Raw genomic sequence first — 22,928 nt, forward strand, 5'->3', positions numbered from 1 at the left:
ACCCCACACGGCGCAACGTGTCAACAGAACAGCGTTCCGTGTCAACGAAATCAGCGCAGCGAGGGATGACCTCGCAGGTCAGACATGGTGGAGGTGGCGGGAATCGAACCCGCGTCCGATGACGGGGAACCAGGGCTTCTCCGGGCGCATTCTGCTGTGATTTTCTCGGCCCCCACGATCACGCAGACAAGTCGTGGACGGGCTCAGTCACCTAAAAGTCCCCGGATCCCCGATGACGAGGGATACGAGCAGTGGCTCTCTAGATGACGTCAGCTACCGGGTCGAGAGCGACCCCGGGCTGGCGGACTACGCAGCTCGCTCAGGCGGCGAGGGCGAAGTCGGTGCTGTTGTTATTGGCACCTATGGGTTTGCGCGGATCGTTAACGAGATAACCGTGCATCCTCGGCCCGCTTCTCCTGGCTCGACGACCACCGTCGAAACCGATCACCCCCATGTTCAGTTGTCAACGCACGCCCGCAGGCGCCCCACCAGTCTACGTGCCAACCGGTGGGGCGCCCACGGCATTCCTCAGTTCGCCGGGCCCGCCACCAGGGTGACGGTCGCGGAGTGGGTGGTGCCCGTGGTGCCGGACACCCAGGTGATCGTCACGCGGTCGCCCGGCTTGTGGGCGCCGAGGGCGCTCGAGAGGCCGTCGGCCGAGGTGACGGCCTTGCCGTCGACCGCGGTGATCGTGTCACCGGCCGCCAGGCCCGCCGAGGCCGCCGGGGTCCCGGTGACGACGCCGGCGATGGTCGCCCCGCTCGTCGTGCCGCTGCCCGTGCCGGAGCCGCCTGCGGCCTGGCTGCGCGGCGTCGACAGCGAGACCCCGAGGAAGGCGGGGTAGCCGAGGGTGATGGTGCCGTTCGCGGTGTCGCCGGCCTGGATCTCGTGGACCACCGTCAGCGCGCTGTCGATGGTGATGGCGTAGGCGTCCGTCAGGCCCATGCCGTTGGAGGCGGCCGTCGTCATGCCGACGACCTCGCCCTGGGAGTCGAGCACCGGGCCGCCGGAGTCGCCGGAGACGACCGCCGCCTGGAACTCGATGAGCCCGCTGAGGGTCTCGGCGCTGCCGCCGAGCTCCGTCTGCGCGGTCATCGTCTGGTTGGTGTTGGTCACCGACCCGGCCGCGGCGACGAGGTTGCCCGTGCCCTCGGCGTTCCCGATCGCCGTGATGCTGGTGCCGGTGGTGACGCCGTTCTTGTCCAGCGTGATCGGGGTGAGCCCGCTCGCGCCCTTGAGCTGCAGCAGCGCGACGTCCGCGGTCGGGTCGGTGCCGACGACCGTGGCCGTGTACTGCTGGCCGGTGGACTCGTCGGTCACCTGGATCGCGGTGGCGCCGTCGATGACGTGGTTGTTCGTCAGCACCAGGCCGTCGGCGGACAGGATCATGCCGGTGCCGGCCGACGACGCGCCCTGGTAGGCGAGCTGGGAGTCGATCGTGACCACGCCCTTCTGCTGCGCGGCGGTGGCGGCGACCGCGCCGGCGGCCGCCCCGCTGCCCGACGAGCCCGCGCCGTTGCCGAAGCGGTCCCCGTCACCGTCGCCGCCGAAGTTGGGGACGGCGTTCGGGTTGGCGGACGACGAGCCGCCCGAGCCCGCGGACCCGCCCGGGTTCGTGGACGACGAACCGCCCGAACCCGTCGATCCGCCCGGCACCTGCCCCGCGGAGGACGACGAGCCGTTGTTCCCGCTGAACGCCGACGTCTCCCTCGTCGGCCCGACGCCGAACGCCACGCCCACCGCGAGGGTGACGGCCAGCACGGCCGCGGCTCCGACGCTGATGGCGAGCCGCCGCACGTGCCGGCGGCGGGGGTCGATCGCGATCGCCCCGATCGGCTGGTCGGGCAGCGGGTAGTAGGGCATCGCGCCGTACATCCGGGGCGGCTCGCGGTAGGGCTGGGCGGCGTACGGGTGCTGCTGCCAGGCGTAGGGCTGGGCGTACGGCTGCTGCCCGGGGTAGCCCTGCTGGCCGGGGTACGCCTGCTGCCCCGGGTACGGCTGCTGGCCGGGGACCTGCTGCGTCGGGTACGGCTGCTGGCCCGGGTTCGGCTGCGCCGGGGACGGCTGCTGGCCGGGGTGCTGCTGCGGCGGCACCTGGCGCGCGGGCCCGGTGTACGGCTGAGCGCCCTGCGCGCCATCAGCCGGTGGCTGGGTCCACGGCTCGTGCTGCGGCTGCTGCTCGGACATCTCTGCACCTCCTCGCCGACGTCACCCTGACGCCGACGAGATCTATGACAGACCCCGTGCCAGGAAGAGTGCTGGACCGTTCCTGTGAGGACCAGAAGAGACCGTCAGTCGGCCAGCAGCCGGTCGACGAGGCGCGTCACGGCGCCTCGCGCGTCGTCGGGGTCCGGCAGCAGGGGCGCGAGGACCGCCCCGAACGTGTGCACCGCGACGAGCCCGAGCATCGTGTCGCGCTCCCTGCGCGTCGGCTGGAGACCGTCGTCTCCAGACTGCGCGCGGTGCACCAGGGCGGCAAGTCCGTCGTACGCCTGCACGACGAGCGGCGACAGGTCGGCACGTGCCTCGGCATGCCGGATGGCGTAGAGGTAGAGCTCCAGCCCCAGCAGCGTCCCGCGCACCGACTCGTCGGACGCCGCGTGCGCCCCGAACGCCGTTCGCACGTCCTCCCCGGGGACGGGCTGGGCGAACGCCGCATCGAGGCCGGTCAGCTCCTTCGCCAGCTCGAGGAACAGCTCTTCCTTGGAGCCGAAGTTCGCGTAGACGGCGCCCTTCGTGTAGCCCGCGGCCGCGGCCACGTCCCCGACGGACGCGCCCTCGTAGCCCTTCTCGGCGAAGACGCGGCGCGCGGCGTCGAGGAGGTCCGCGCGCGTGCGCTCGGCCTTCGGGCTCCGGCGGGTCTCGGTGGGGTCGACGCCCAGCCGCACGGCGGCGTCGTTGAGGTCCTTGGTCGCCTGCCGCAGCTCGTCGGCCAGCTCGCGTCCGGCCACGACGCTCGCCTCGGCCACCGTCTGCCCCAGCGCGCGGCTGAAGGCGGCCGCCGCGTCCCGCAGGGCCCGCGAGGCGGAGCGGACGTCGTCGTTCTCGGCTGCCATGACCAGATGGTACATCCCGGTCGGTATCCCCTTGTCAATACCCATTGGTATGTTCTAGGTTCTCGCCGATACCAACCGGTACGGATGAGAGGTGAACGATGGACGACGTCCTCGTGATCGAGGGCCTGCGCAAGCGCTACGGCACACCGCCGAAGGGCGTGCAGGCGAATGACGGGGTCGACCTGCGCATCGGCGCGGGCCAGGTGGTCGGGCTGCTCGGCCACAACGGCGCCGGCAAGACGACGCTGGTCAACCAGGTCGTCGGCCTGGTGCTGCCCGACGAGGGCTCGATCACCCTCGGCGGCTTCGACGCCGTCGCACGGCCCGAGGAGGCGCGGCGCCTCGCGTCGGTCCAGGCGCAGGCGAACGTGCCCATCACCGGCCTGACCCCGCGGCGCGCCATCGACCTCGTCGGCCGCCTGCGTGGCGGCGGCCGGGCCGACGTCCGCCGGCGGACCGAGCACCTGCTCGACGCCCTCGACCTCGGCCCGTGGGCCGACGTCACCGCGGAGAAGGTGTCCGGCGGCGTCGCCCGCCTCACCGCCTTCGCGATGGCCGCGGTGGCGCCCGGCGCGCTCGTCGTGCTCGACGAGCCCACCAACGACGTCGACCCGGTGCGCCGCCGCCTGCTGTGGACCGAGATCCGGCGGATCGCCGACGAGGGCGCGGCCGTGCTGCTCGTCACGCACAACGTGCGGGAGGCGGAGACCGTCGTCGACCGCGTCACGATCCTCGACCACGGCCACGTGCTGGCCGACGAGACGCCGGCCGGGCTCGTCGGCTTCTACGGCAGCGAGGGCCTGGAGGACGTGTACATCGACCTGGTCGGTTCCGGCGAGCACGGCAGCGAGAACGCAGAGGAGAACGTCGCATGAGCGCCCTGGCCATCCACCCGGCGCCGGTGGCCCGGCAGGCCGGCCTGCTGCTGCAGTGGCAGTTCCGGCGGATGTCGCGGTTCCTGCCGCTGCTCGTCGTCGTCCAGATCCTGCTGGCCATGACGACCGTGCTGGGGTACGGGCTGCTGGTGGGTACTCCCCCGCCCGAGCAGGCGTTGTACCTGGCCACGGGCGCCTCGACCGTCACGCTCGTCATGGTGGGGCTGGTCATGACGCCGCAGATGGTGGCGCAGGCGCGCACCGAGGGCAGCCTCGACTGGATGCGCACCCTGCCCGTACCGCGGCCCGTGTTCCTCGGCGCCGACCTGGCGCTGTGGACCCTCATCGCGCTGCCCGGCATGGTGCTCGGCGTGGTCTCCGGCGCGCTGAAGTTCCACGTCCACCTGTCGCTGAGCCCGTGGCTCCCGGTCGCGGCGATCGTCGTCTCGCTCACCGCGGCGTGCGTCGGCTACGCGATCGCCTGCCTGCTGCCGCCGCAGGTGGCCCAGCTCGTGTCGCAGGTGCTCGTCTTCGTCGTGCTCCTGTTCTCCCCGGTGAGCTTCCCGGCCTCTCGGCTGCCGGGCTGGCTGGCGCAGGCCCACCAGTGGCTGCCGGTGCAGCCGATGGCCGACGCGATGCGCGCCACCCTGGTGAGCGACACGTTCACCATGCCGACGCGGTCGACGATCGTGCTGGCCGTGTGGTGCGTGGCGTCCATCGCGGTCGCCACATGGTCCCTGCGCAAGCGGGCGTAGCCGGCTACCGCACGGACAAGACCTCGGCGAGGTCGTAGCTGACGGGCTCGTCGAGCTGGTCGTACCGGCAGGAGAGCGGGTCGCGGTCCGGCCGCCAGCGCAGCAGCTGCGTGACGTGCCGGAAGCGGTCGCCCTCGAGGTGGTCGTAGCCGACCTCGACGACCCGCTCCGGCCGCAGCGGCACGAACGAGAGGTCCCGGTTGGCCGCCCACCGGCTGTGCTCCGCCTCGCGCGGGGTGCGGCCGGTGGCCAGGGCCCCCCAGGGGTGGCCCTCGAGCGTCGTGACCAGGGGGGCGAGCTCCTCGAGCAGCTCGCGGCGGCGGGCCATGGTGAACGCGCCCGCCACCCCGACCGAGGCCAGCACGCCGTCGTCCGTGTACAGGCCCAGCAGGAGCGAGCCGACGGCGTCCGGGCCGGAGGTGTGCAGCCGGTAGCCGGCGACCACGCAGTCCGCGGTCCGCTGGTGCTTGACCTTGGTCATGACTCGCTTGCCCGCCTGGTAGGTGCTCGCCGGGTCCTTGGCGACGACGCCGTCGAGCCCGGCGCCCTCGAACTGGGAGAACCAGCGCTGCGCGGTGGCCAGGTCGCCGGTCTGCGGGGTGACGGTCACCGCGCCCGACGAGGTCCCGACGACCGCCTCGAGCCGCGACCGCCGCTCGGCCAGCGGCAGGCCCCGCAGGTCGTCGTCCCCCACCGCCAGCAGGTCCCAGAGCACCAGCTTCGCCGGCGTCTGCCCGGCCAGCAGCGTCACGCGGGAGGCCGCCGGGTGGATCCGCTGGAGCAGCGCCTCGAAGTCCAGGTGGGTGCCGTCGGCGGAGGGCACGACGATCTCGCCGTCCACGACGCAGCGCTCGGGCAGGTCCGCCAGCACCGCGGCCACCACGTCGGGGAAGTAGCGCTGCATCGGCTTGGTGTTGCGCGAACCCAGCTCCACCTCGTCGCCGTCGCGGAAGACGACGGTGCGGAACCCGTCCCACTTCGGCTCGTACAGCAGTCCGGGCGGGATCTGCGGGGCGACCTTGGCCAGCATGGGGTCGACGGGCGGCATCACGGGCAGGTGCACGGGCCCATCCTCACCGCCGGCGCCGCCGCCCGCTCGTCGTGCGCCCGCGGCCTACCAGCCGCCGCCGCCCCCGCCGCCGACGCCGCCGCCGGAGAAGCCGCCGCCGCCGAACCCCGAACCACCGGACGAGCCGGGCGTGGGCGCGGAGAGCGACTCCGTCGCGACCGACGAGAACCGCTCCATCGAGCCGGCGAACGCCTGCCCCCAGAACAGCCCGGGCACGGGGTTGTAGTAGCCGACGTACCAGCCGGGCTGCGCCACGGCGCGCCCGGACGCGGCGACCTCGGCGAAGACGCGGGCCCACCGGTCGGCCAGGCCGAACACGATCGCGTAGGGCAGGTATCGGCTGAAGATGTCCTGCCCCTCCTCGAACCGCAGCTGGTTCGCCTCGGCCGTCGCCAGGTACCGACGGAAGCCGAGGGTCTGGGCGAGGACGGCGGTGCCGTCGGGCGTGCGCGCCGGCGCGGCCTTGGCCAGCGCGGCGACGACGAGCCCGACGACGGCGACCGCCACACCGATCAGGGCCACGCCGCGTGCCTGCACCTGTGCCTTCAGCACGATCGCGGTGACGACACCCCCGACGACCACCAGGGCGATCCCCGCCGCCCGCCACCCGGCGCGCACCGTCCTCGGGTTGGCACGGAACCAGCCACGCTCGGTGACGTGCCGGTAGAGGCCGGTCTGCACGGCGGCCATCGAGGAGGCGAAGGTCGTCTTCAGCTCGGAGAGGGTGACCGTCTCGCGGCCCGCGAACAGCCGGTCGAGCAGCGTGCCCTCGAACTCCAGGAGCTCGCCGTCCGACGCCTTGAGCCGCACCAGGGTCCAGTCCTTCGGCTTCTTGCCCGGGTTGCTGCGCGGCACCTCCTCGATGCGCAGGTAGCCGCGCACCGCGAGGTCGACGAGCGTCGCGGTGACGTCCACCGGGTCGGCCTGCTCGTCGACGAGCGTGCCGATCTCCCCCGGGCGCGTGCCGTCCGGCGGGGCGAACTGGACCGAGACCGCCGCGCGGCGGCGCGGCCCGACGAGGCCACCTTGCCCGTCGGCGGGACGCAGGCCGGGCGTCAGGCCGAGGTACTCCTGGTCACGGCCGACCCGCCGCACGCGCACCGCCGCGAGCCCGACGCCCCCGAGCAGCACCACGGCCGCCGCGCCGCCGCCGACGCCGGCGGGATTGAGGGGCGCCGTGGCGGAGAACCGGGGGCCGAGGATCGGCGCGGTGCGGAACGTGCCGCCCGGCCAGCCCGTGACGGCCGTCCACTGGTCGCCCACCGCCAGCGCGTCCTGCGCGAAGTGCGCCCCGGTGCCGGCCACCGCGACCGAGGTGCACGGTGTCGTCGACCCGGTCGGGCCGGCGAAGCACACCGCGTCGTGCGCCGGCGCCGGGCCGGTCAGCGTGAGCGACAGCCGCGACAGCGGCACGGTCCAGCCGCTGCCGATGACGTTCCAGTTCAGCTCGTCCCCGCTGTGCTGGGCGTTGGCGGGGTTGACCCAGCCGTCGACCGTGTAGCTCACCACGTAGTGCTGCGTCCCGGAGATGCCGCCGTCGCGCGGGTCGCCGATCTTCAGCACGATCGCGGACGGGTCGTCCTGGCGGTTGACCTGGGCCGGGGCGCCCGACGGGCTCGAGGCCGTGATGTCCGAGTACCGGTACAGGCGGTCGCGGCTGTCGTCGTACCGCTGCCGCGTGACGAGCGACAGGTAAGGGCCGTGCCCGGGGTTGTTGCCGAAGTCGAAGTCGAAGTCGACCGTCACCCGCGCGACGCCGGAGGCATCGACGGCGGCGGTGACGTCGTACCGCGTGATCTCGCGCCCCGCGGTCTGGTCGCCGACCGCGCCGGGCGCGGCGGCCGCGGCAACCCCCGCCGGTCCGAGCACCAGGGCCGCGACCCCCGCCGCGAACGCGGCAACCCGAGCCCAGGACCCCGACCGCCGCGCTCGGCGCGCGCGGCCGTGCTCGAGGAGAGCGGAGCTGGAACGGGTCGGCACGGATGACCCGATCGGGTTCACCGGTCGCGCCGCTCGCGGATCGCGCGCTGCGTCTCGAGCGTGTCCTGCCGCTCGCGCAGCGTCTGCCGCTTGTCCCACTCCTTCTTGCCGCGCGCCAGCGCGATCTCCACCTTCGCCCGCCCGTCGAGGAAGTACAGCGCCAGCGGCACGATCGTCTGACCCTTGTCGTGGCTGCGCTGCTCGAGGCGTGCGATCTCGTCGCGGTGCAGCAGCAGCTTGCGCTTGCGCCGCGGCGTGTGGTTGGTCCACGTGCCCATCGCGTAGACCGGGATCTGCATGCCGTGCAGCCACGCCTCGCCCCCCTCGATCTCGCACCACGAGTCGGTGAGGTTGGCATGCCCGTCGCGGAGCGCCTTCACCTCGGTCCCCATGAGCACCAGGCCGGCCTCGAACACGTCCTCGATGAGGTAGTCGTGCCGTGCCTTGCGGTTCTGGGCGACGAGACGCCGCCCGGTCTGCTTGGCCATCTCGCCTCCTTGCCGCGTGCCGATGGGTGGCCACCACGTGGCCGACGAGCGAGCCTATACGCCGCGACGGCCAAGGTCAGCGGGATAGTCCGTGCTCAGATCGCGGCGATCGACCCCGGCGCACGCTCCGCACGGGCGAGCGTGCGCAGCACCGCCGCCACGCCGTGCTTGCGCACCGCGAGCGTGGTGAGCAGGCCGAGCACCGGCGCGACCACCTCCTCCGGCCACTCCGGGGGTTCGAGGGCGACGCTCACCGCGAGGTCGTCGCTGTGCACGACGATCTCGAGCATCCGGCTGCGCAGGTAGTCCTCGAGCGAGAGGTTCCACGTGAGCCACGGCGGCCGGACGCGGCGGTCGACCGGCTCCGCCGGCAGCTCCGCGCGGGCGGTCCCCAGCGCCTCGAGGGCCCGGGCGAGGACGTCCTTGGGGCCCTCCACCGCCTCCGTGGCCGCCCGCACGCGGATGCTCGCGTTGGCGGCCTCGTCGCCGTTCGCCCACGCGGAGCGCAGGTAGTGCTCGACGAGGGTCACCGGTCGCTCGTCGGGCACCGGGAAGGACAGCACCTCGGGCACCCGGGTCACCTGGCGCGCCAGGTGCGCGGCCAGGGCGCCGACGGTCATGTCCTCCAGGGCACTCGGGTCGCCCCAGCGCTGGGCCACCTCGGGCCGCCCGACGAGCTCGAGCCCGATCGTCGCCGCCTCGACGAACACCGCGCGCACCGGCGTCATGGCCTGCCCCCTCGTCCCCGTCGTCCCCGTAGCCCTCGTCGTCCCCGGAGGATTCTGCCGCTCCCCTAGATGCCGAGGTAGGGCCGCGGGTTGACCGGCGAGCCGTTGATGTGGACCTCGAAGTGCAGGTGGCAGCCGGTGGAGTCGCCGCCCGTCATGCCGGCGTACCCGATCACCTGGCCGGCCGAGACGCGCTGCCCGGCGGACACGACGTACCGCGTCATGTGGCTGTAGCTCGACATGAGCGAGGTGCCGTTGACCCAGCCGTGGTCGAGCATCACCTGGTTGCCGTAGCCGTAGAGGTACTTCGCCCAGACGACCGTGCCGTCCCGGCCTGCGTACACCGCCTGGCCGCAGTGGTCCATGAGGTCGATGCCGGCGTGCAGCCGGTAGATGCCGAGCACGGGTTGGAGCCGCCAGCCGAACTCGCTGGTGACGTAGATCGGGGTGTTCGCCGTCGGGTTGGCGAACCACGCCCCCGGCAGCGCCTGGCCCGGCCGGGCCGACGACTTCTGCAGCGCGGCCTGCCGCGCCTGCTCGGCGATGACCGCCTTGAGGTCCGTCTCGATCTGCGCCGTGGAGGCCTGCAGCGCGGCGTCCTGCTGCTGGGCCACGGTGATCTGGCTCTGCAGCGAGGCCTGCTTGGCCTGCGCCTGCTGCTGGAGGCTCTGCACCTGGGCCTTGGCGTCGGCCGCGTCCTTCGTCGCCTGGTTCGCGTCGGCGACCTTCTGGTCGGCGGCCAGCTTCAGCTCGTCGATCTTCTGCTTCACCGACTCCATGCGGGCGGCCTGGTTGCGCGCCTCCGCCTGCAGCTCCGTGATGCGGCTGAAGACGCCGGCCTGGGCCCGCTGGGCGGCCGCGAGCATCGTGTACGTGTTGACGAAGTCGTCCGTGCTCTGCGCCGCCAGCACCGTGGAGATGCCGGAGACGTCGCCGCCGGCGCGGTAGGCCTCGCGCGCCATCGCGCCGATCGCGTCGCGCAGCTGCGCCTGCTGGGCCTGGCCGTCGGTGATCTGCTGGGCGATCTGGGTCTGCTGGTTCTGCGCGTCGGTCAGCTGGTCGGCGATCTGCTGCTGCTCGCGCTGCGCCGTGGCGAGCGCGGCGGTCGCGTCGTCGAGCTTCTGCTGCGCCACCTGGATCTGGCCCTGGATCGCCACCAGGTCCGACTGGGTCTGGGCGAGCTGGCCCGACATGTCCTCGATCGAGGCCTGCAGCGCCTGCTGCTGCTGCTTGTTCGCGGCGGCCTGCGACTCCAGCTGCGAGCGCTTGTGGGACAGGTCGTCCGCCGCGGCGGGCGCCGTCAGGCCGCCCACGGCGAGGGCGGTGGCCGCCGCGACGGCCGCGGCGAGGCGGGAGGCACGTCTCATGTCACACCCTCGTGTACCGGTTGAGGGTCACCACCGACGAGATCGCCGCCAGCAGGATGCCGATGACGACGAGCAGCGGCGCGAGCCGCGTGAGGTCCGCGGTGGTGACGTACGGGATCCACTGCACCGACGAGCCGAGCCAGTCGACGACGAGGTACTTCACGCCCGCCCACAGCGCGCCGACCGCCAGCGCGGCGCCGATCGTCGCCGCGATCGCGCCCTCGAGCATGAACGGCAGCTCGATGAACAGGTTCGATGCGCCGACGAGCCGCATGATGCCGGTCTCGCGCCGGCGGGACAACGCGGAGAGCCGGATGGTCGTCGTGATGAGCAGGATCGCCGCGAGCAGCATCACGGCCGCCAGCCCGCCGGACAGCAGCGTGGCGCGGTCCATGATGAGGAACATCCGGTCGAACAGCTGGCGCTGGTCCTGCACCTGCTCCACGCCCTGCACGCCGGACAGCACGTCGGCGACCACCTGGTACTTCGTCGGGTCGGCGAGCTTGATCCGGAACGAGGCCTGCATGTCGTCGACGGTCGCCAGGCTGGCCATGAAGTCGCCGGCGAACCGCTTCTCGAACGAGGCGTACGCGTCCTGCTTCGACTCGAAGTAGATGGGCTGCTGGATGTAGGGGGCGACCTCGGGCTGCTCGAGCGCGGCCTTGATCTTCGTCATCTGGTCGGGCGTGACCTCGCCGGCGGCGCACGTGGGCGCCGTGGAGTGCGACGGGCACAGGTAGGCCGCGACCTCGACCTTGCCGTACCAGTCGTCCTTCATCTTCCCGATCTGCGTCTGCAGCAGGGAGGCGACGCCGACGAAGGTCAGCGAGACGAAGGTGACGAGGATGACCGAGATCGTCATCGACAGGTTGCGGCGCAGGCCGATGCCGATCTCGCTGAAGATGAACCGGAGCCTCATCGCGTCACCGGTCCGATCCGTAGACGCCGCGCGACTGGTCGCGCACCAGCGAGCCGGTGTCGAGCTCGACCACCCGCTTGCGCATCTGGTCGACGATCTCGTCGTCGTGCGTGGCCATCACCACGGTGGTGCCGGTGCGGTTGATGCGGTCGAGCAGCCGCATGATGCCCAGGCTCGTCGTCGGGTCGAGGTTCCCGGTGGGCTCGTCGGCCAGGAGGATGTCGGGGCGGTTGACGAAGGCGCGCGCGATCGCGACGCGCTGCTGCTCACCGCCCGAGAGCTCGTGCGGGCGCCGCTTCTCCTTGCCCGCCAGGCCGACCATCTCCAGCACGTCCGGCACGGTGGTGAGGATGTGGTGCCGCGGCTTGCCGATCACCTGCAGCGCGAAGGCGACGTTCTCGAACACGGTCTTGGTGGGCAGCAGGCGGAAGTCCTGGAACACCGCGCCGATCCGGCGTCGCATGTGCGGCACCTTCCAGCTCGACAGCGTGCCGAGCTCCTTGCCGGCCACCCACACCCGCCCGGCGCTGGCGCGCTCCTCGCGCAGCACGAGCCGCAAGAAGGTGGACTTGCCGGAGCCGGACGCACCGACGAGGAACACGAACTCGCCGCGCTCGACGTCCAGGCTCACCCGGTCGAGCGCGGGGCGGGCGCCCCGCGCGTAGACCTTGGTGACGTTCTCGAACCGGATCACGTGACCTCGTCGGACCTCGTCGGCCCGCTCTGGGACCTGCCGCGACCCGGGGTCGCCGGGCCGGCCCACGCATCGCGGGCCGGTTCGAGGCTACGAACGGGTCTCCGCGAGCCCGGGGAGGACACGCCGCACGGCACGCCTGTGAATCGCGGCCGAGGTGGACGGGTGTCCGAGTCGCCCGAAATGCCCGGTCAGGGTCAGCTGTGGGCGGCCGCGGAGCGGCGCCAGCGGATGCCGGCCTCGAGGAAGCCGTCGATGTCGCCGTCGAACACGGCGGCCGGGTTGCCGACCTCGTGCTCGGTCCGCAGGTCCTTGACCATCTGGTACGGGTGCAGCACGTAGGAGCGCATCTGGTCGCCCCAGCTGGCCTTGATGTCGCCGGCCAGCTCCTTCTTCGTCGCGTTCTCCTGCTGCTGGCGCAGCACCAGGAGGCGGGACTGGAGCACGCGCATCGCGGCGGCGCGGTTCTGGATCTGGCTCTTCTCGTCCTGCATCGACACGACGAGCCCGGTCGGCAGGTGCGTGATCCGGACGGCGGAGTCGGTCGTGTTGACGGACTGTCCGCCGGGCCCCGACGAGCGGAACACGTCGATGCGGATGTCCGTCTCGGGGACGTCGATGTGGTCGGTCTGCTCGATGAGCGGGATCACCTCGACGGCCGCGAAGCTCGTCTGGCGGCGACCCTGGTTGTCGAAGGGCGAGATCCGGACGAGCCGGTGCGTGCCCGCCTCCACCGAGAGGTTCCCGTAGGCGTACGGGACCTTGACCTCGAAGGTCGCCGACTTGATGCCGGCCTCCTCGGCGTAGGAGGTGTCGAGCACCTTCGTCGGGTAGCCGTGGCGCTCGGCCCAGCGCAGGTACATCCGCAGCAGCATCTCGGCGAAGTCCGCCGCGTCGACGCCGCCCGCGCCGGACCGGATCGTGACGACGGCCTCGCGCTGGTCGTACTCGCCGTTGAGCAGCGTCCGGACCTCGAGCTCGCCCAGGTCCTTCCTGATCGCGACCAGCTCGGCCTCGGCCTCGGCGAGCGTGTCGGCGTCGTCCTCCTCGGACGCCAGCTCCACGAGCGCCCCGAGGTCGTCGATCCGGGCCCCGAGCTTGTCGACGCGGTCCAGCTCGGCCTGCGTCACGGACAGCGCGCTCGTCACCTGCTGCGCGTGCTCGGGGTCGTCCCACAGGTCCGGGACGGAGGCCTGCTCCGAGAGGTCGGCGATCTTGGCCTTGAGCACCGTGGGGTCGCTCACCGCGCGGATGGACTCCAGCGTGCTGCGCAGATCGCGGATCTCGGCGGGGAAGTCGGTGGTGGCCACGACCGTCCAGGGTACCGGGCGACGTCCGGCCGAGCCGCCGTGCGGCCAGGTCGGGGCGGAAGTGTGAGACCCTAAGGCCTTGAGGGCGTCGCTGTGCGCGCCCCGCGTCGTGGAGAACTCCCCGAGCCCCTTCCGTCGTCCTGGTACGGCCGCATCCCGCGGCCGCCGACGACACCGGCCCGGTCGCTCGCGCGGCGGACCCACGACCCCCGCAGCCGCGACCCGCGGCACCCGACCTGCCGCGGCCCCCGGCGCGCGGCGCCCGAAAGGCTTCCCATGACCACCTTCGCCGATCTCGGCGTGCCCAGCTCTCTTGCCGCGTGCCTCGCGGAGCAGGGCATCTCCTCCCCCTTCCCGATCCAGACCGCCACGCTGCCCGACTCGCTAGCCGGCCGCGACGTGCTCGGCCGCGGCCGCACCGGCTCCGGCAAGACGCTCGCGTTCGCCCTGCCGCTCGTCGTGCGGCTCGCCGGCTCGTCGTCAGGCCGTGCCCGGTCGCGCCGGCCGCGCGGGCTCGTGCTGTGCCCGACGCGCGAGCTCGCCAACCAGATCGACGCGACGCTCGCCCCGCTCGCGGCCGCCGCGGGGCTGCGGACGACGACGATCTTCGGCGGCGTCTCGCAGTCGCGGCAGGTGACCGCCCTCGACGCGGGCGTCGACATCGTCGTGGCGTGCCCCGGCCGGCTCGAGGACCTTCTCAACCAGAAGGTGCTCACGCTCGACCAGGTCGCCGTCACCGTGCTCGACGAGGCCGACCACATGGCCGACCTCGGGTTCCTCCCGGGGGTGCGCCGGATCCTCGACCGCACCCCGGCCGGCGGCCAGCGGATGCTGTTCTCGGCCACGCTCGACAACGGGGTGGACGTCCTGGTCCGCCGCTACCTGAGCAACCCGGTGCACCACTCGGTCGACTCCGCGGAGTCGCCCGTGGCGCAGATGACGCACCACGTGCTCGAGGTCGCCAACCTGGCCGCGAAGCAGGACGTGGTGCGTCAGCTGGCCGGGGGCACCGGCCGGCGCATGCTCTTCCTCCGCACGAAGCACCAGGCGAAGAAGCTCACCAAGCAGCTCGTCTCCGAGGGCATCGCCGCGGTCGAGCTGCACGGCAACCTCGGCCAGTCGGCCCGCGAGCGCAACCTCGCGGCCTTCGGCTCGGGCGACGCCACCGTGCTCGTCGCGACCGACATCGCCGCGCGCGGCATCCACGTCGACGACGTCGAGCTCGTCGTGCACGTCGACCCGCCCACCGAGCACAAGGCGTACCTGCACCGCTCCGGCCGCACCGCCCGCGCCGGCGCCGAGGGCGTCGTCGTCACCCTCGTGCTGCCCGAGCAGCGCGCCGACGTGCGGGCCATGACGCGCGCCGCGAAGATCGCCGTCCAGCCGCGGGCCGTCGTGCCCGGTGACGCCACGGTGGGCGCGCTCGCCGGCGCACCCGCCCCGCGGCGGGCCGTGCCGTTCGTGGCCGCGGTGGCGCCCGCAGCTGTCCGGGAGCCCGGCGCCGGCTCGCCTCGCCGTGGTGGCGGGCGTGGGGCCGCCTCGGCCGTCCGACCGGCGTCCGGTGCCCCGCGCGCCCAAGCCTCCGGCGCCCCGCGCTCGCAGGCGTCCGCCGCAGGGCGCGCCCAGGCGTCCGGCCGGCCCGCCGGCACCCGCTCTCCCGCTCGCGCGGCGGCGCCCGTGACCACCGGCCCCCGACGTCTGGCGGCGAGCGGTCAGACGGCCTCGTCGGCCCCCGGGCGCCCGGTGGCGGCGGCCGCCGGGCAGCCGTCGCCGCGCCGGCACCCGCGTCGTTCGTCGGCGCCGGCCGGGACGCCGGCCACGCTCACCGAGCGGTCGTGGCGGGCCTGACCGGGCAACCGGCCTACCCGCGCCGCACGAAGGCCGCGGCGAGCACCAGGTAGACCGCGGCGGTCCAGGTGTAGGCACGGTCGCGCAGGCCCTGCCCGGACACGGCGTCGAAGTTCTCGGCGAACCCGGAGCGCTCGCACAGCGCGCGGAACCGGTCGGAGACGAGGTCGGACAGCTCGTCGTGCCCGCTGCGCCGCAGCCCGTCGACGAGCAGGGCGGTCGAGGGCGCCCAGATGGGGCCGCGCCAGTAGCCGTCCGGCTCGTACGCCTGCGACGTCGGCGGCTCGGTGGCCAGGCCGTGCTCGGTCAGGTGCTCCGCCAGGCGCGCCACCATCGCGTCGCGCAGCTGCGGCGGCAGCCGGTCACCGAGCACCAGCGGCAGCAGGTTGAGCAGGCTGGTGGCGGTGCTGTCCCGCCGGGACAGGGCGCCCACGGCGACGAAACGGTCGTCCCGCCACAGCTCGTCGACGAGCGCCTGGAGCACGGCGTCGCGCTCGTTCTTCCAGCGGTCCGTCGGCCGGCCCAGCTCGCCCGCCAGGTCCGCCAGCGTCTCGAGCTGCAGCACGAGGAAGGCGGCCAGGTCGGGCGACTCGACCACACGGTCCAGGTCGAACGTCGTCGCGTTGTCCCAGCCGGAGTCGTTGCCGTGCTGGTAGTAGGGCAGCACGCGCCCGGGGCGGCGACGGCGCTCCAGCCAGTAGCCCGACCAGGCCGCGAGGCGGTCGTGGACCAGGGCCAGCTCCGACGGCGTCAGGGCGCGCCCGGCGGTGGCCCGCAGATGCTGCAGCGCCCAGCCGTGGATCGGCGGCTTGACGTAGTTGTAGAGCACCTCGGAGTGCGTCACGGAGTCGGGCAGGGCGCCCGTGGCGTCCTGGTGGTCGAACGGGGCGAGGAACTGGTCCAGCGCGGCGTCCGGCAGCCCGGGGGCCAGCGCGAGCGCGTTGAAGCAGTGGTCCCAGCTCCAGACCTTGTCCATCCAGTGCTTGGACATGAGCACGGACTCGCGCGTCAGGTACCCCTCGGGCGCCACGGTTGCCGACCACAGGACGTAGGCGGCGCGCGCGGCCGCCGGGGTGCGGGCGTCGCGCCACGGTGCCACCAGCTCGACGTACTCGGCGAACCGGGCACCCGCGGCGGCCACCACCTCCTCGAACCGGCCGCGGGGCATGAACGGCGCCGAGCCCGCGGTGGTCTCCTCCAGCGCGATCTCCCACTCGGTCCCCGAGGCGCCTGCGACGAGGTGGCGCTCCGCGGCTCCCAGCGCCTCGGCGCCGGCCACCTCGAGCGCCCCGGTGATCCTGGTGATCCGGTAGCGGCGGCCCGTCTCGTAGGAGGTGAAGACGATGGCCCCGTCGATGGGGTCGTCGAACAGGTAGGTGCCGGTGAACGGCGTCAGCCCCGCGGCGGCGTCCCGGATGCGCAGGCCCATGCCGCGGCCCCGCAGGCGCAGCACGTTCGGCCCGTCGAACGCCGCCGAGACGGAGGCCCCGTCCGGCGTGGACCACCGGAACACGGCGGGCTGCGCGTCCCAGGCGCACGCCACGACCGAGCCCTGGGCCACCGGTTCCAGGGCGAGCACGGCGTGCATGCCGTTGCGGTGCGAGACGAGGTGCACGGCCTCCGAGCGCGTGTGGAGGGCCGTGACCGGGGAGAGGTTGAACCATGCGCCGCGGTAGGAGAACGGGATCTCGCGGATGTCGAAGCTGGTGGTGGCCGGTGCTGGCGTCATGGCGTGCGCGTGTCCTTCACGGTTGGGGTGCCGTCGCGGGGTGCTCCCGCGCTAGTCCTTGATCGCGCCCGCGGTCACGCCGGCCGCGACGTACCGCTGGGCGACGATGAGCAGGATCGCGGTGGGGACGGAGGCGAGGACGGCCGTCGCCATCAGGGGCCCCCACTCCTGGTTCTGGGAGCCGATGTAGTCGTACAGGCCCATGGTGATCGGGCGGAGCTTGCCCCCGCCGCGGTTGAGGCTGGAGGCGAAGAGGAAGTCCGACCATGCCCAGAGGAAGGCGAACAGCCCCACCGTCACGGCGGAGTTACGGGCTATCGGCATGACGACGGAGCGGAAGGTGCGCCACGTCGAGGCGCCGTCGATCTCGGCGGCCTGCAGCAGCTCGCGCGGGATGCCGCTCATGAAGGCGACGAAGAGCATGACGCCGAACGGCACCGCGATCGTCGAGTCGGCGAGGATCAGGCCCGGCAGGGTGTCGAGGATCCCGAGCCGCGTGTAGATCGTGTAGAAGCCCAGCGCCATGACGACCGCCGGGATCATCTGGGCGACCAGCAGCACGAAGCTGAGCGCGCGCCGCCCCGGCACGAGGAGCTTGGACAGGGCGTACCCGGCGGGCGCGGAGATGACCAGGGTCAGCGCCACGGTGCCGAGGCCCACGACCAGGCTCGTGCCGAGGAACGGCAGCTGCTGGTGCAGCACCACCTGGTAGTGGTCGAGCGTGAAGTGGCGTGGGAACAGGTCCGCGTTCCGGATGGCGCTGCGCTGGGTGAAGGAGACGTTGAGCATCCAGTAGAGCGGGAACAGCATCACCGCGGTGAACAGCAGCCCCAGGGCGGTCCTCCACCAGGTGCGTCGCACGGTGGCCATGTCAGTCCTCCTGCCGGCGCTGGACGACGAGGTAGACGAAGCCCATCACCAGGGCGATGAGCAGCAGGATCGTGCCGAGCACGGAAGCCTGCGAGTACCGGATGACCGACGAGGCGCCCTTGCCGAACGCCATCGCGTAGGCCCACGTCGCCAGCGTCTGGGACGACCCGGTGCCCAGGGTCATGATCCAGATGATGTCGACGACCTTGAGCGTGTAGACGAAGCCCAGCAGCAGCGTGATCGCCGTGACCGGACGCAGCAGCGGGAAGGTCACGTGCCAGAACTGCCGCCACGCCCCGGCCCCGTCGAGCGACGCCGCCTCGTAGAGGTCGGTGGGGATGTTCTGCAGCCCCGAGTACAGGATGACCAGGTTGAACGGGATGCCCAGCCAGATGTTGGCGATGGTCACCGACATCAGGGAGTGCTGGGCGTTGAGCCACCACACCGGGTCGGCGCCGAACAGGCCGAGGAAGCGGTTGATCACCCCTGAGTCGGCGTCCATCATCCACTGCCACGTGGTGGCCGAGACGATGATCGGCAGCAGCCACGGGACGAGGAACAGGCCGCGCAGCAGGCTCGACAGCGGGAAGCTGCGCCGGAAGAACACCGCCAGCCCCAGGCCGATCGCGTACTGGAACACCAGCGAGACGACGACGAAGACCGCGGTCTGACGCACGGTGGGCCAGAACTGCGGCGAACCGATCACCTCGCGGTACACGTCGAACCCGACGAAGGGCGCCTGCCCCGTGACGAAGGTGGCCCGCGTGAAGCGGTGCAGGCTCATCGACACGTTCTCGTAGAGCGGGTACGCGTACAGCACGACGAGGTACACGACGAGCGGGGCGACGAACCCGATCCCCGCCCACTGCGTCGGGCGCAGCCCGCGCCGCCGCCCTCGCTCGTGCTCCCCCGAGGGCGCCGACCGCCGCGCGGTCACCGTTGTCACGCCAGTGCTCACCTGATCCACCGTTCCTCGACGTGCGTGGGGTGCGGGCGCGGCGGCCGGTCCGGGCCGCCGCGCCCGCGTCCTCGCGTCAGCCCTTCGCCGCCTGGGCGAAGGCCGCCTTCACCGCGGTCGCGTCGCCGGCGGCGTTGAGCGCACCCTGCAGGGCGGTCGACAGCTGCGCCGAGGTCGCCGTGTAGTCCGGGCCGAGATCGGTGGTCCGGCCCTGGGCGCTCTCGATCGCGGCCGCCCACGGCGTCCAGATCGGGTCGGAAGCGATCTGCTTGGCCCGCTGGTCCTTGTTCGCCGCGAAGTAGCCGAGCTGGTCGTCGGTCTTGATCTGGTTGTCCGGGCCGACGAGGCACGCGATCACCTTGGTGGCCGCGGCGTAGTGCGCGGCCGAGTCGGCCTTGTGCACCGGCGCGAGCACGAACTCACCGCCGGTCGGCACGGGCGCCGCCCCGCCGTTCTGGCCGGGGATCGGCATCATGACGGCCTTGAACTTCTGCGTCGACGCGGCCTTGGCGAACCACGAGCCGTTCTCCGCGAAGGCGTACTGGCCGGTCAGGAACAGGTCCCAGGACGCCGACTGGTTGTCGGTGATGGCCGACTTGGGCGCGTAGCCCTTGCCGATCCAGTCGGAGAGCAGCTGCCCGGCGGCCACGGCGGCGTCCGACGTGGGCTGCTTGAGGCTCGCCCCGGAGCCCCAGAACCAGGGCAGGAACTGGAACACGCCCTCCTCGCCGGAGATGCCTGCGAAGGTGATGCCCTTCGAGCCCGCCTTGGTCACCTTGTCCAGCGCGGCCGTCAGCGAGGCCCAGTCCTTGATGCTCGCGGGGTCGACGCCGGCCTTGTCGAGGATGTCCTTGTTGTAGTACAGGCCGAGCGTGTTGGCCCCGATCGGGACGCCGTACGTCACGCCGGCCACGGTGCCCGGGCCCGCCAGGTTGGCGTCGAACCCACTGGTGTCGATGCCGACGTCCTTGGCCGGGGCGAGCAGACCGGCCGTCGCTGCGTCGGGCACGGCCGGGTTGTCCAGCATGATGACGTCGGGCGCGTTGTCCTCCTTCACGGCCGAGGTGAGGTTGTTGAGCAGGTCGCTCGTCGCGGCCGTGGTGCGGGTGATGGTGGCGCCGGCCGGGGCGCATGCCTTGACGTAGGACGCCCAGGCCGACGAGTCGTCGTACTGCGGGTACGGGTCCCAGACGTTGATCGACGTCAGAGCGGCGGCGCTCGTCGACCCGCCGGCCGCGGTGGTGGCGGTGCCCCCGCCGCCCCCGCTGCTGCAGGCGCCGAGCGCCAACGTCGCCAGCGCCGCCGTCCCGGCGAGGACTGCGGACTTCCTCACGTTCAACACGGTGGTTCCTCCTTGAATCCGGTGCTGTGGTGAACCGGTTCGATGACCGGATCTTGCCCTTGCTGCGCCTTGCTCTTTCTCATGAGTGCCCGCCGGTGCCGGCCGGCGGGCGGTGCGGACGACTAGCCCTGCAGGGTGCGGACGCTGCCGCGGTCCCGCAGCACTGGTTCCACGAACTGCACCGCGTGCGGCCCGGCCTTGGCCGGGTCGAGGATGCGGTGCACGAGGAGGTCGACCGCGCGGCGGCCGAGGGTGTCGGCGGCCGACTCGACCGCCGTGTAGGGCAGGGAGAACTCCTCGGCAAAGTCGCGCGAGTACAGGCTGACCACGCTGAGGTCGCGCGGGACCACGATGCCGCGGTCGCGCAGCACCGCCGGCAGCGCGGCGATCGTCGCGTCGTTGTGGACGACGAGCGCGGTCGCCGAGGGGTGCGCGTCGAGGATCCGGTGCACGGAGGTCTGCACGGCCGGGGGCCGCGACTCGCCGTAGTAGGCGTGCACGCGGATCCCCAGCTCGCGGCCCCGCTCCACCGCCGGGTCCCGGAACCGCCACACGTACGAGCCACCGCGCTCGACGACGTGGTGCGGCGGCGAGATGAGGACCACCTCGCGATGGCCGTTCGCCGCGAGGTGCTCGACGATCTGGCGGGCGGCCGCGCTGAAGTCCAGGTCGATCGCGTCGAGGTCGCGCGTGTCGCCCGGCAGCCCGATGAGCACGGCCGGCTGGCGCACGGACCGTAGCGAGTCGAGCCGCGGGTCGTCGTGCGTGACGTCCAGGAGCACGATCCCGTCGACCATCTCGGAGTCGCCGATGCGGCGGATCGCCCCGGCGCCGTTGGCGTCGGTCACCATGAGGATGTCGTAGCCCAGCCGCCGGGCCGCCTCGGAGACCGGCAGCACGTACTGCAGCATGGCGGGCGCGAACTCGTCGGCGTGGAACTGCAGCAGCAGGCCCAGCACCATCGTCTGCGACGTCGCCAGCGCCCGGGCGCCGGCGTTCGGCGTGAAGCCCAGCTCGGCGATCACCCGGTCGATCCGGTCCCGCGTCTCCCGCGAGATGGTGCGCTTGCCCGACAGGGCGTACGACACCGTGCTCCGGGACACCCCGGCGCGACGGGCCACGTCGCCGATCGTCGGCATCGCCACTCCCTCGGGGTTCGAACCGGTTCGACGAACAGATGTTAACGCTCACAGGTCGCGGGCTGTCAAGCCCCTCGCCGTGATGCCTGCGTGGCCGCCTGCGTCGCCGACGACGCCCCGATCGCGAGCCGGGCGGCACACGGCTCGGCGGACGGCTCGGCGAACGCCGACCTGATCGTCGTCCGCCCGCCATCCCCGGTCACGGTGGGTGGCGGACGGGCACGACCGGGCCCGGGAGCCTCACCACGCCCGGGCGGACGACGCGGCGCCGATGCCGACGCCGTCCGTGAACGGCGTCAGCACCCACGCGACCCACACCGGCCGGACGACCGCCGCCAGCGTCACGCGGACGGTCCGCCCGTCCGGGGAGCCGGCCTCGACCACGCGCAGGTCGGTCCACCGCGCCGCCACGTCGGGGTGCGCCGCGAGGTAGCCGTCGACCGTCGCCTCGACCTCCTCGTCCGCGGGCGCGATCGCGCTCGTGCCGGACGCGAAGTAGGCCTCGTCGGACACCTGCTCGGCGGCAGCGAGCGCCGCGAGGTCCGCGAGCGCGGCGAGCCGCGTCCGCTCGAGGTGCACCTGCGCCGCCGAGGCGACCACCGCGACGAGCGCGAGCGCGACGACGACGAACCCGATGAGCAGGATCGTCACCTGGCCCTCGTCACCCCCCGATCTCCACTTTCCTGAACCCGGCGTCGCGGATCGCGACCGGATCTTCAGGAAACTGAACCCGAGGGCGGTCACGGCGCCGCCCGGTACTCGTCGACCACGGCGGTGCGCTGCGCCGTCACGGGGATCGACAGCGGCACGGCCCTGCGCAGGAACGGCGGCACGAACGGCAGCGGCACCGACAGCCGCACGTCCACGGCCACCTCGCTGCCGGGCGTCAGGCACGCGGCGGAGCAGGCGATCGAGACGGCGTCTGCGGGGTCGTCGTGCAGCCCCTGGTCCGCGAGCGCGACCCCGGCCGCCACCAGCGCACGCGGCGCGGCGGACGCGGCCTCGTCGGACGCCACGAACACCCGGGCCGCCTCGCGCGCCGCGCCCTCCGCGGCGAAGGTCGCCGCCTCCAGCCGCCCGACGACGAGGACGAGGTACACCAGCGGCACGAGCAGCACGAACGTCAGGCCGACGAACTCCACGACGGCGCTGCCCTCGTCGCCGGCCCACGCGCCGCGACGGACGCGGGTCACTGCCCCTCCACCATGGCGTGGCCGCGGACCACGAGCGTCCCGCCCGGCCCGAGGAGGCCGACGACGGGCATCGGCGCGCGCACCGTCACCTCGACGACGTCGACGCCGCCGACGCGCGTCCGGGTGGCCGTGACGTCGCGCGCGTACGCGCCGGAGAGCTCGGCGGCCGCCAGCTCGGCGGTCCGCGCGACGCCGTCGGCCGGCTCCCGGCCCGCCGCGGCAGCGTAGCGAGCGCCCTGCGCGGCGCAGTCGACGAGCGTGTTCCGCACGTGGAGGACGAGCGTCAGCTGCACGACGGCGACGAACAGCACCGTGAGCAGCCCGCCGACCAGGACGAAGTCGACGACCGCCGCCCCGGCGTCTACGGCGCCGAGGGCGTCACCGAGGAGATGGCGTTCTGGAACACCTGGACGAGGGCGTCCCCCGCGACGAACCACAGCACGGACACCAGCCCCGCCGTCATCAGGGTGACGAGGACCCATCCCGGCACGTCGCCGCGGTCGTCCCGTGCCGCTACCCGCCCCCTCCGCGCCGCCGAGGCGACCATCCAGACACCCAACCGCATCATCGACTCCCCCTCTCCGCCGGCCGACGACCGGACCCCGGAC

Annotated in this window: 22 protein-coding genes and 1 other RNA gene; 3 read left to right on the forward strand and 20 right to left on the reverse strand. The window is 72.9% G+C overall.

What is annotated here, in order from left to right; all coding sequences use genetic code 11:
• Window positions 1–85: 85 nt before the first annotated feature.
• The 3 genes from ssrA to BGO37_RS13595 form a co-directional block, all read right to left on the reverse strand.
• Window positions 86–452, reverse strand: a transfer-messenger RNA (tmRNA) gene (gene ssrA, locus BGO37_RS13585).
• A 76-nt stretch (window positions 453–528) separates the two neighbouring features.
• The gene (locus BGO37_RS13590) at window positions 529–2,187 is read right to left on the reverse strand and encodes a trypsin-like peptidase domain-containing protein (RefSeq protein ID WP_291755669.1); all 1,659 of its coding nucleotides are present in this window, start codon (window positions 2,185–2,187) and stop codon (window positions 529–531) included.
• A 104-nt stretch (window positions 2,188–2,291) separates the two neighbouring features.
• Complete coding sequence (locus BGO37_RS13595; protein WP_291755671.1) at window positions 2,292–3,056, reverse strand: TetR/AcrR family transcriptional regulator; 765 nt, start codon at window positions 3,054–3,056, stop codon at window positions 2,292–2,294.
• A gap of 98 nt (window positions 3,057–3,154) precedes the next feature.
• Here BGO37_RS13595 and BGO37_RS13600 point away from each other — a divergent pair, with 98 nt between their 5' ends.
• Both BGO37_RS13600 and BGO37_RS13605 read left to right on the forward strand, forming a co-directional pair.
• Window positions 3,155–3,931: an ABC transporter ATP-binding protein gene (locus BGO37_RS13600; RefSeq protein WP_291755673.1), complete on the forward strand. Its 777-nt coding sequence runs from the start codon at window positions 3,155–3,157 to the stop codon at window positions 3,929–3,931.
• Window positions 3,928–4,686, forward strand: a complete 759-nt coding sequence (locus BGO37_RS13605; RefSeq protein WP_291755675.1) for an ABC transporter permease — start codon at window positions 3,928–3,930, stop codon at window positions 4,684–4,686. The genes BGO37_RS13600 and BGO37_RS13605 overlap by 4 nt, the downstream gene beginning before the upstream one ends.
• Before the next feature lie 4 nt (window positions 4,687–4,690).
• On the opposite strand, the gene BGO37_RS13610 is transcribed toward BGO37_RS13605, so the two are convergent.
• From BGO37_RS13610 to prfB, 8 genes are all read right to left on the reverse strand, one after another.
• A complete protein-coding gene (locus BGO37_RS13610; protein ID WP_291755676.1) occupies window positions 4,691–5,749 on the reverse strand; it encodes an ATP-dependent DNA ligase in 1,059 nt (352 codons plus the stop codon).
• 51 nt (window positions 5,750–5,800) lie between these two features.
• On the reverse strand, window positions 5,801–7,735 hold the full coding sequence (locus tag BGO37_RS13615) for a DUF2207 domain-containing protein (protein WP_291755677.1): 1,935 nt from the start codon (window positions 7,733–7,735) through the stop codon (window positions 5,801–5,803).
• A 17-nt stretch (window positions 7,736–7,752) separates the two neighbouring features.
• Window positions 7,753–8,223 carry an SsrA-binding protein SmpB gene (smpB, locus tag BGO37_RS13620; RefSeq protein ID WP_291755679.1) on the reverse strand — a complete coding sequence of 157 codons (471 nt, stop codon included), beginning with the start codon at window positions 8,221–8,223 and terminating at the stop codon, window positions 7,753–7,755.
• A gap of 95 nt (window positions 8,224–8,318) precedes the next feature.
• A complete protein-coding gene (locus BGO37_RS13625; RefSeq protein WP_291755680.1) occupies window positions 8,319–8,951 on the reverse strand; it encodes a maleylpyruvate isomerase N-terminal domain-containing protein in 633 nt (210 codons plus the stop codon).
• A 65-nt stretch (window positions 8,952–9,016) separates the two neighbouring features.
• Window positions 9,017–10,318: a M23 family metallopeptidase gene (locus tag BGO37_RS13630; protein ID WP_291755682.1), complete on the reverse strand. Its 1,302-nt coding sequence runs from the start codon at window positions 10,316–10,318 to the stop codon at window positions 9,017–9,019.
• A gap of 1 nt (window position 10,319) precedes the next feature.
• Window positions 10,320–11,237, reverse strand: coding sequence for a permease-like cell division protein FtsX (ftsX, locus tag BGO37_RS13635; protein WP_291755684.1), 918 nt, complete (start codon window positions 11,235–11,237; stop codon window positions 10,320–10,322).
• A 4-nt stretch (window positions 11,238–11,241) separates the two neighbouring features.
• A complete protein-coding gene (gene ftsE, locus BGO37_RS13640; protein ID WP_291755685.1) occupies window positions 11,242–11,931 on the reverse strand; it encodes a cell division ATP-binding protein FtsE in 690 nt (229 codons plus the stop codon).
• 197 nt (window positions 11,932–12,128) lie between these two features.
• The gene (gene prfB / locus BGO37_RS13645; RefSeq protein WP_291755687.1) at window positions 12,129–13,241 is read right to left on the reverse strand and encodes a peptide chain release factor 2; all 1,113 of its coding nucleotides are present in this window, start codon (window positions 13,239–13,241) and stop codon (window positions 12,129–12,131) included.
• A 276-nt stretch (window positions 13,242–13,517) separates the two neighbouring features.
• On the opposite strand from prfB, the gene BGO37_RS13650 reads away from it, so the two are divergent.
• Complete coding sequence (locus BGO37_RS13650; RefSeq protein WP_291755688.1) at window positions 13,518–15,089, forward strand: DEAD/DEAH box helicase; 1,572 nt, start codon at window positions 13,518–13,520, stop codon at window positions 15,087–15,089.
• A 13-nt stretch (window positions 15,090–15,102) separates the two neighbouring features.
• Here BGO37_RS13650 and BGO37_RS13655 read toward each other — a convergent pair whose 3' ends face one another.
• The 9 genes from BGO37_RS13655 to BGO37_RS13695 form a co-directional block, all read right to left on the reverse strand.
• Window positions 15,103–16,818: a trehalase family glycosidase gene (locus BGO37_RS13655; protein WP_291755689.1), complete on the reverse strand. Its 1,716-nt coding sequence runs from the start codon at window positions 16,816–16,818 to the stop codon at window positions 15,103–15,105.
• Between the two features lie 51 nt (window positions 16,819–16,869).
• Window positions 16,870–17,688, reverse strand: coding sequence for a carbohydrate ABC transporter permease (locus BGO37_RS13660; RefSeq protein WP_291755690.1), 819 nt, complete (start codon window positions 17,686–17,688; stop codon window positions 16,870–16,872).
• A gap of 1 nt (window position 17,689) precedes the next feature.
• Window positions 17,690–18,634: a carbohydrate ABC transporter permease gene (locus tag BGO37_RS13665; RefSeq protein ID WP_291755691.1), complete on the reverse strand. Its 945-nt coding sequence runs from the start codon at window positions 18,632–18,634 to the stop codon at window positions 17,690–17,692.
• Window positions 18,635–18,722: 88 nt separating this feature from the next.
• Window positions 18,723–19,979, reverse strand: coding sequence for an extracellular solute-binding protein (locus tag BGO37_RS13670; RefSeq protein ID WP_291755692.1), 1,257 nt, complete (start codon window positions 19,977–19,979; stop codon window positions 18,723–18,725).
• A 131-nt stretch (window positions 19,980–20,110) separates the two neighbouring features.
• Window positions 20,111–21,127 (reverse strand): LacI family DNA-binding transcriptional regulator, encoded by a 1,017-nt coding sequence (locus BGO37_RS13675; protein ID WP_291755693.1) that lies wholly within the window; start codon window positions 21,125–21,127, stop codon window positions 20,111–20,113.
• A 240-nt stretch (window positions 21,128–21,367) separates the two neighbouring features.
• A complete protein-coding gene (locus BGO37_RS13680) occupies window positions 21,368–21,778 on the reverse strand; it encodes a pilus assembly protein TadG-related protein (RefSeq protein WP_291755695.1) in 411 nt (136 codons plus the stop codon).
• Window positions 21,779–21,867: 89 nt separating this feature from the next.
• Complete coding sequence (locus BGO37_RS13685; RefSeq protein ID WP_291755696.1) at window positions 21,868–22,320, reverse strand: pilus assembly protein; 453 nt, start codon at window positions 22,318–22,320, stop codon at window positions 21,868–21,870.
• Entirely contained in the window at window positions 22,317–22,757 is a 441-nt protein-coding gene (locus BGO37_RS13690; protein ID WP_291755697.1) for a TadE/TadG family type IV pilus assembly protein, read from the reverse strand. The genes BGO37_RS13685 and BGO37_RS13690 overlap by 4 nt, the downstream gene beginning before the upstream one ends.
• Window positions 22,682–22,867: a hypothetical protein gene (locus BGO37_RS13695; RefSeq protein WP_291755841.1), complete on the reverse strand. Its 186-nt coding sequence runs from the start codon at window positions 22,865–22,867 to the stop codon at window positions 22,682–22,684. The genes BGO37_RS13690 and BGO37_RS13695 overlap by 76 nt, the downstream gene beginning before the upstream one ends.
• Window positions 22,868–22,928: the final 61 nt, after the last annotated feature.

The sequence above is a fragment of the Cellulomonas sp. 73-92 genome, from assembly GCF_001898175.1.
Lineage (GTDB): Bacteria > Actinomycetota > Actinomycetes > Actinomycetales > Cellulomonadaceae > Cellulomonas.

What these genes read in the sequence shown, in the direction of transcription:
- BGO37_RS13590 (WP_291755669.1), bottom strand. Translation starts at nt 2,187, where the DNA reads ATGTCCGAGCAGCAGCCGCAGCACGAGCCGTGGACCCAGCCACCGGCT.
- BGO37_RS13595 (WP_291755671.1), bottom strand. Translation starts at nt 3,056, where the DNA reads ATGGCAGCCGAGAACGACGACGTCCGCTCCGCCTCGCGGGCCCTGCGG.
- BGO37_RS13600 (WP_291755673.1), top strand. Translation starts at nt 3,155, where the DNA reads ATGGACGACGTCCTCGTGATCGAGGGCCTGCGCAAGCGCTACGGCACA.
- BGO37_RS13605 (WP_291755675.1), top strand. Translation starts at nt 3,928, where the DNA reads ATGAGCGCCCTGGCCATCCACCCGGCGCCGGTGGCCCGGCAGGCCGGC.
- smpB (WP_291755679.1), bottom strand. Translation starts at nt 8,223, where the DNA reads ATGGCCAAGCAGACCGGGCGGCGTCTCGTCGCCCAGAACCGCAAGGCA.
- BGO37_RS13625 (WP_291755680.1), bottom strand. Translation starts at nt 8,951, where the DNA reads ATGACGCCGGTGCGCGCGGTGTTCGTCGAGGCGGCGACGATCGGGCTC.
- BGO37_RS13630 (WP_291755682.1), bottom strand. Translation starts at nt 10,318, where the DNA reads ATGAGACGTGCCTCCCGCCTCGCCGCGGCCGTCGCGGCGGCCACCGCC.
- ftsX (WP_291755684.1), bottom strand. Translation starts at nt 11,237, where the DNA reads ATGAGGCTCCGGTTCATCTTCAGCGAGATCGGCATCGGCCTGCGCCGC.
- BGO37_RS13650 (WP_291755688.1), top strand. Translation starts at nt 13,518, where the DNA reads ATGACCACCTTCGCCGATCTCGGCGTGCCCAGCTCTCTTGCCGCGTGC.
- BGO37_RS13655 (WP_291755689.1), bottom strand. Translation starts at nt 16,818, where the DNA reads ATGACGCCAGCACCGGCCACCACCAGCTTCGACATCCGCGAGATCCCG.
- BGO37_RS13660 (WP_291755690.1), bottom strand. Translation starts at nt 17,688, where the DNA reads ATGGCCACCGTGCGACGCACCTGGTGGAGGACCGCCCTGGGGCTGCTG.
- BGO37_RS13675 (WP_291755693.1), bottom strand. Translation starts at nt 21,127, where the DNA reads ATGCCGACGATCGGCGACGTGGCCCGTCGCGCCGGGGTGTCCCGGAGC.
- BGO37_RS13695 (WP_291755841.1), bottom strand. Translation starts at nt 22,867, where the DNA reads ATGGTCGCCTCGGCGGCGCGGAGGGGGCGGGTAGCGGCACGGGACGAC.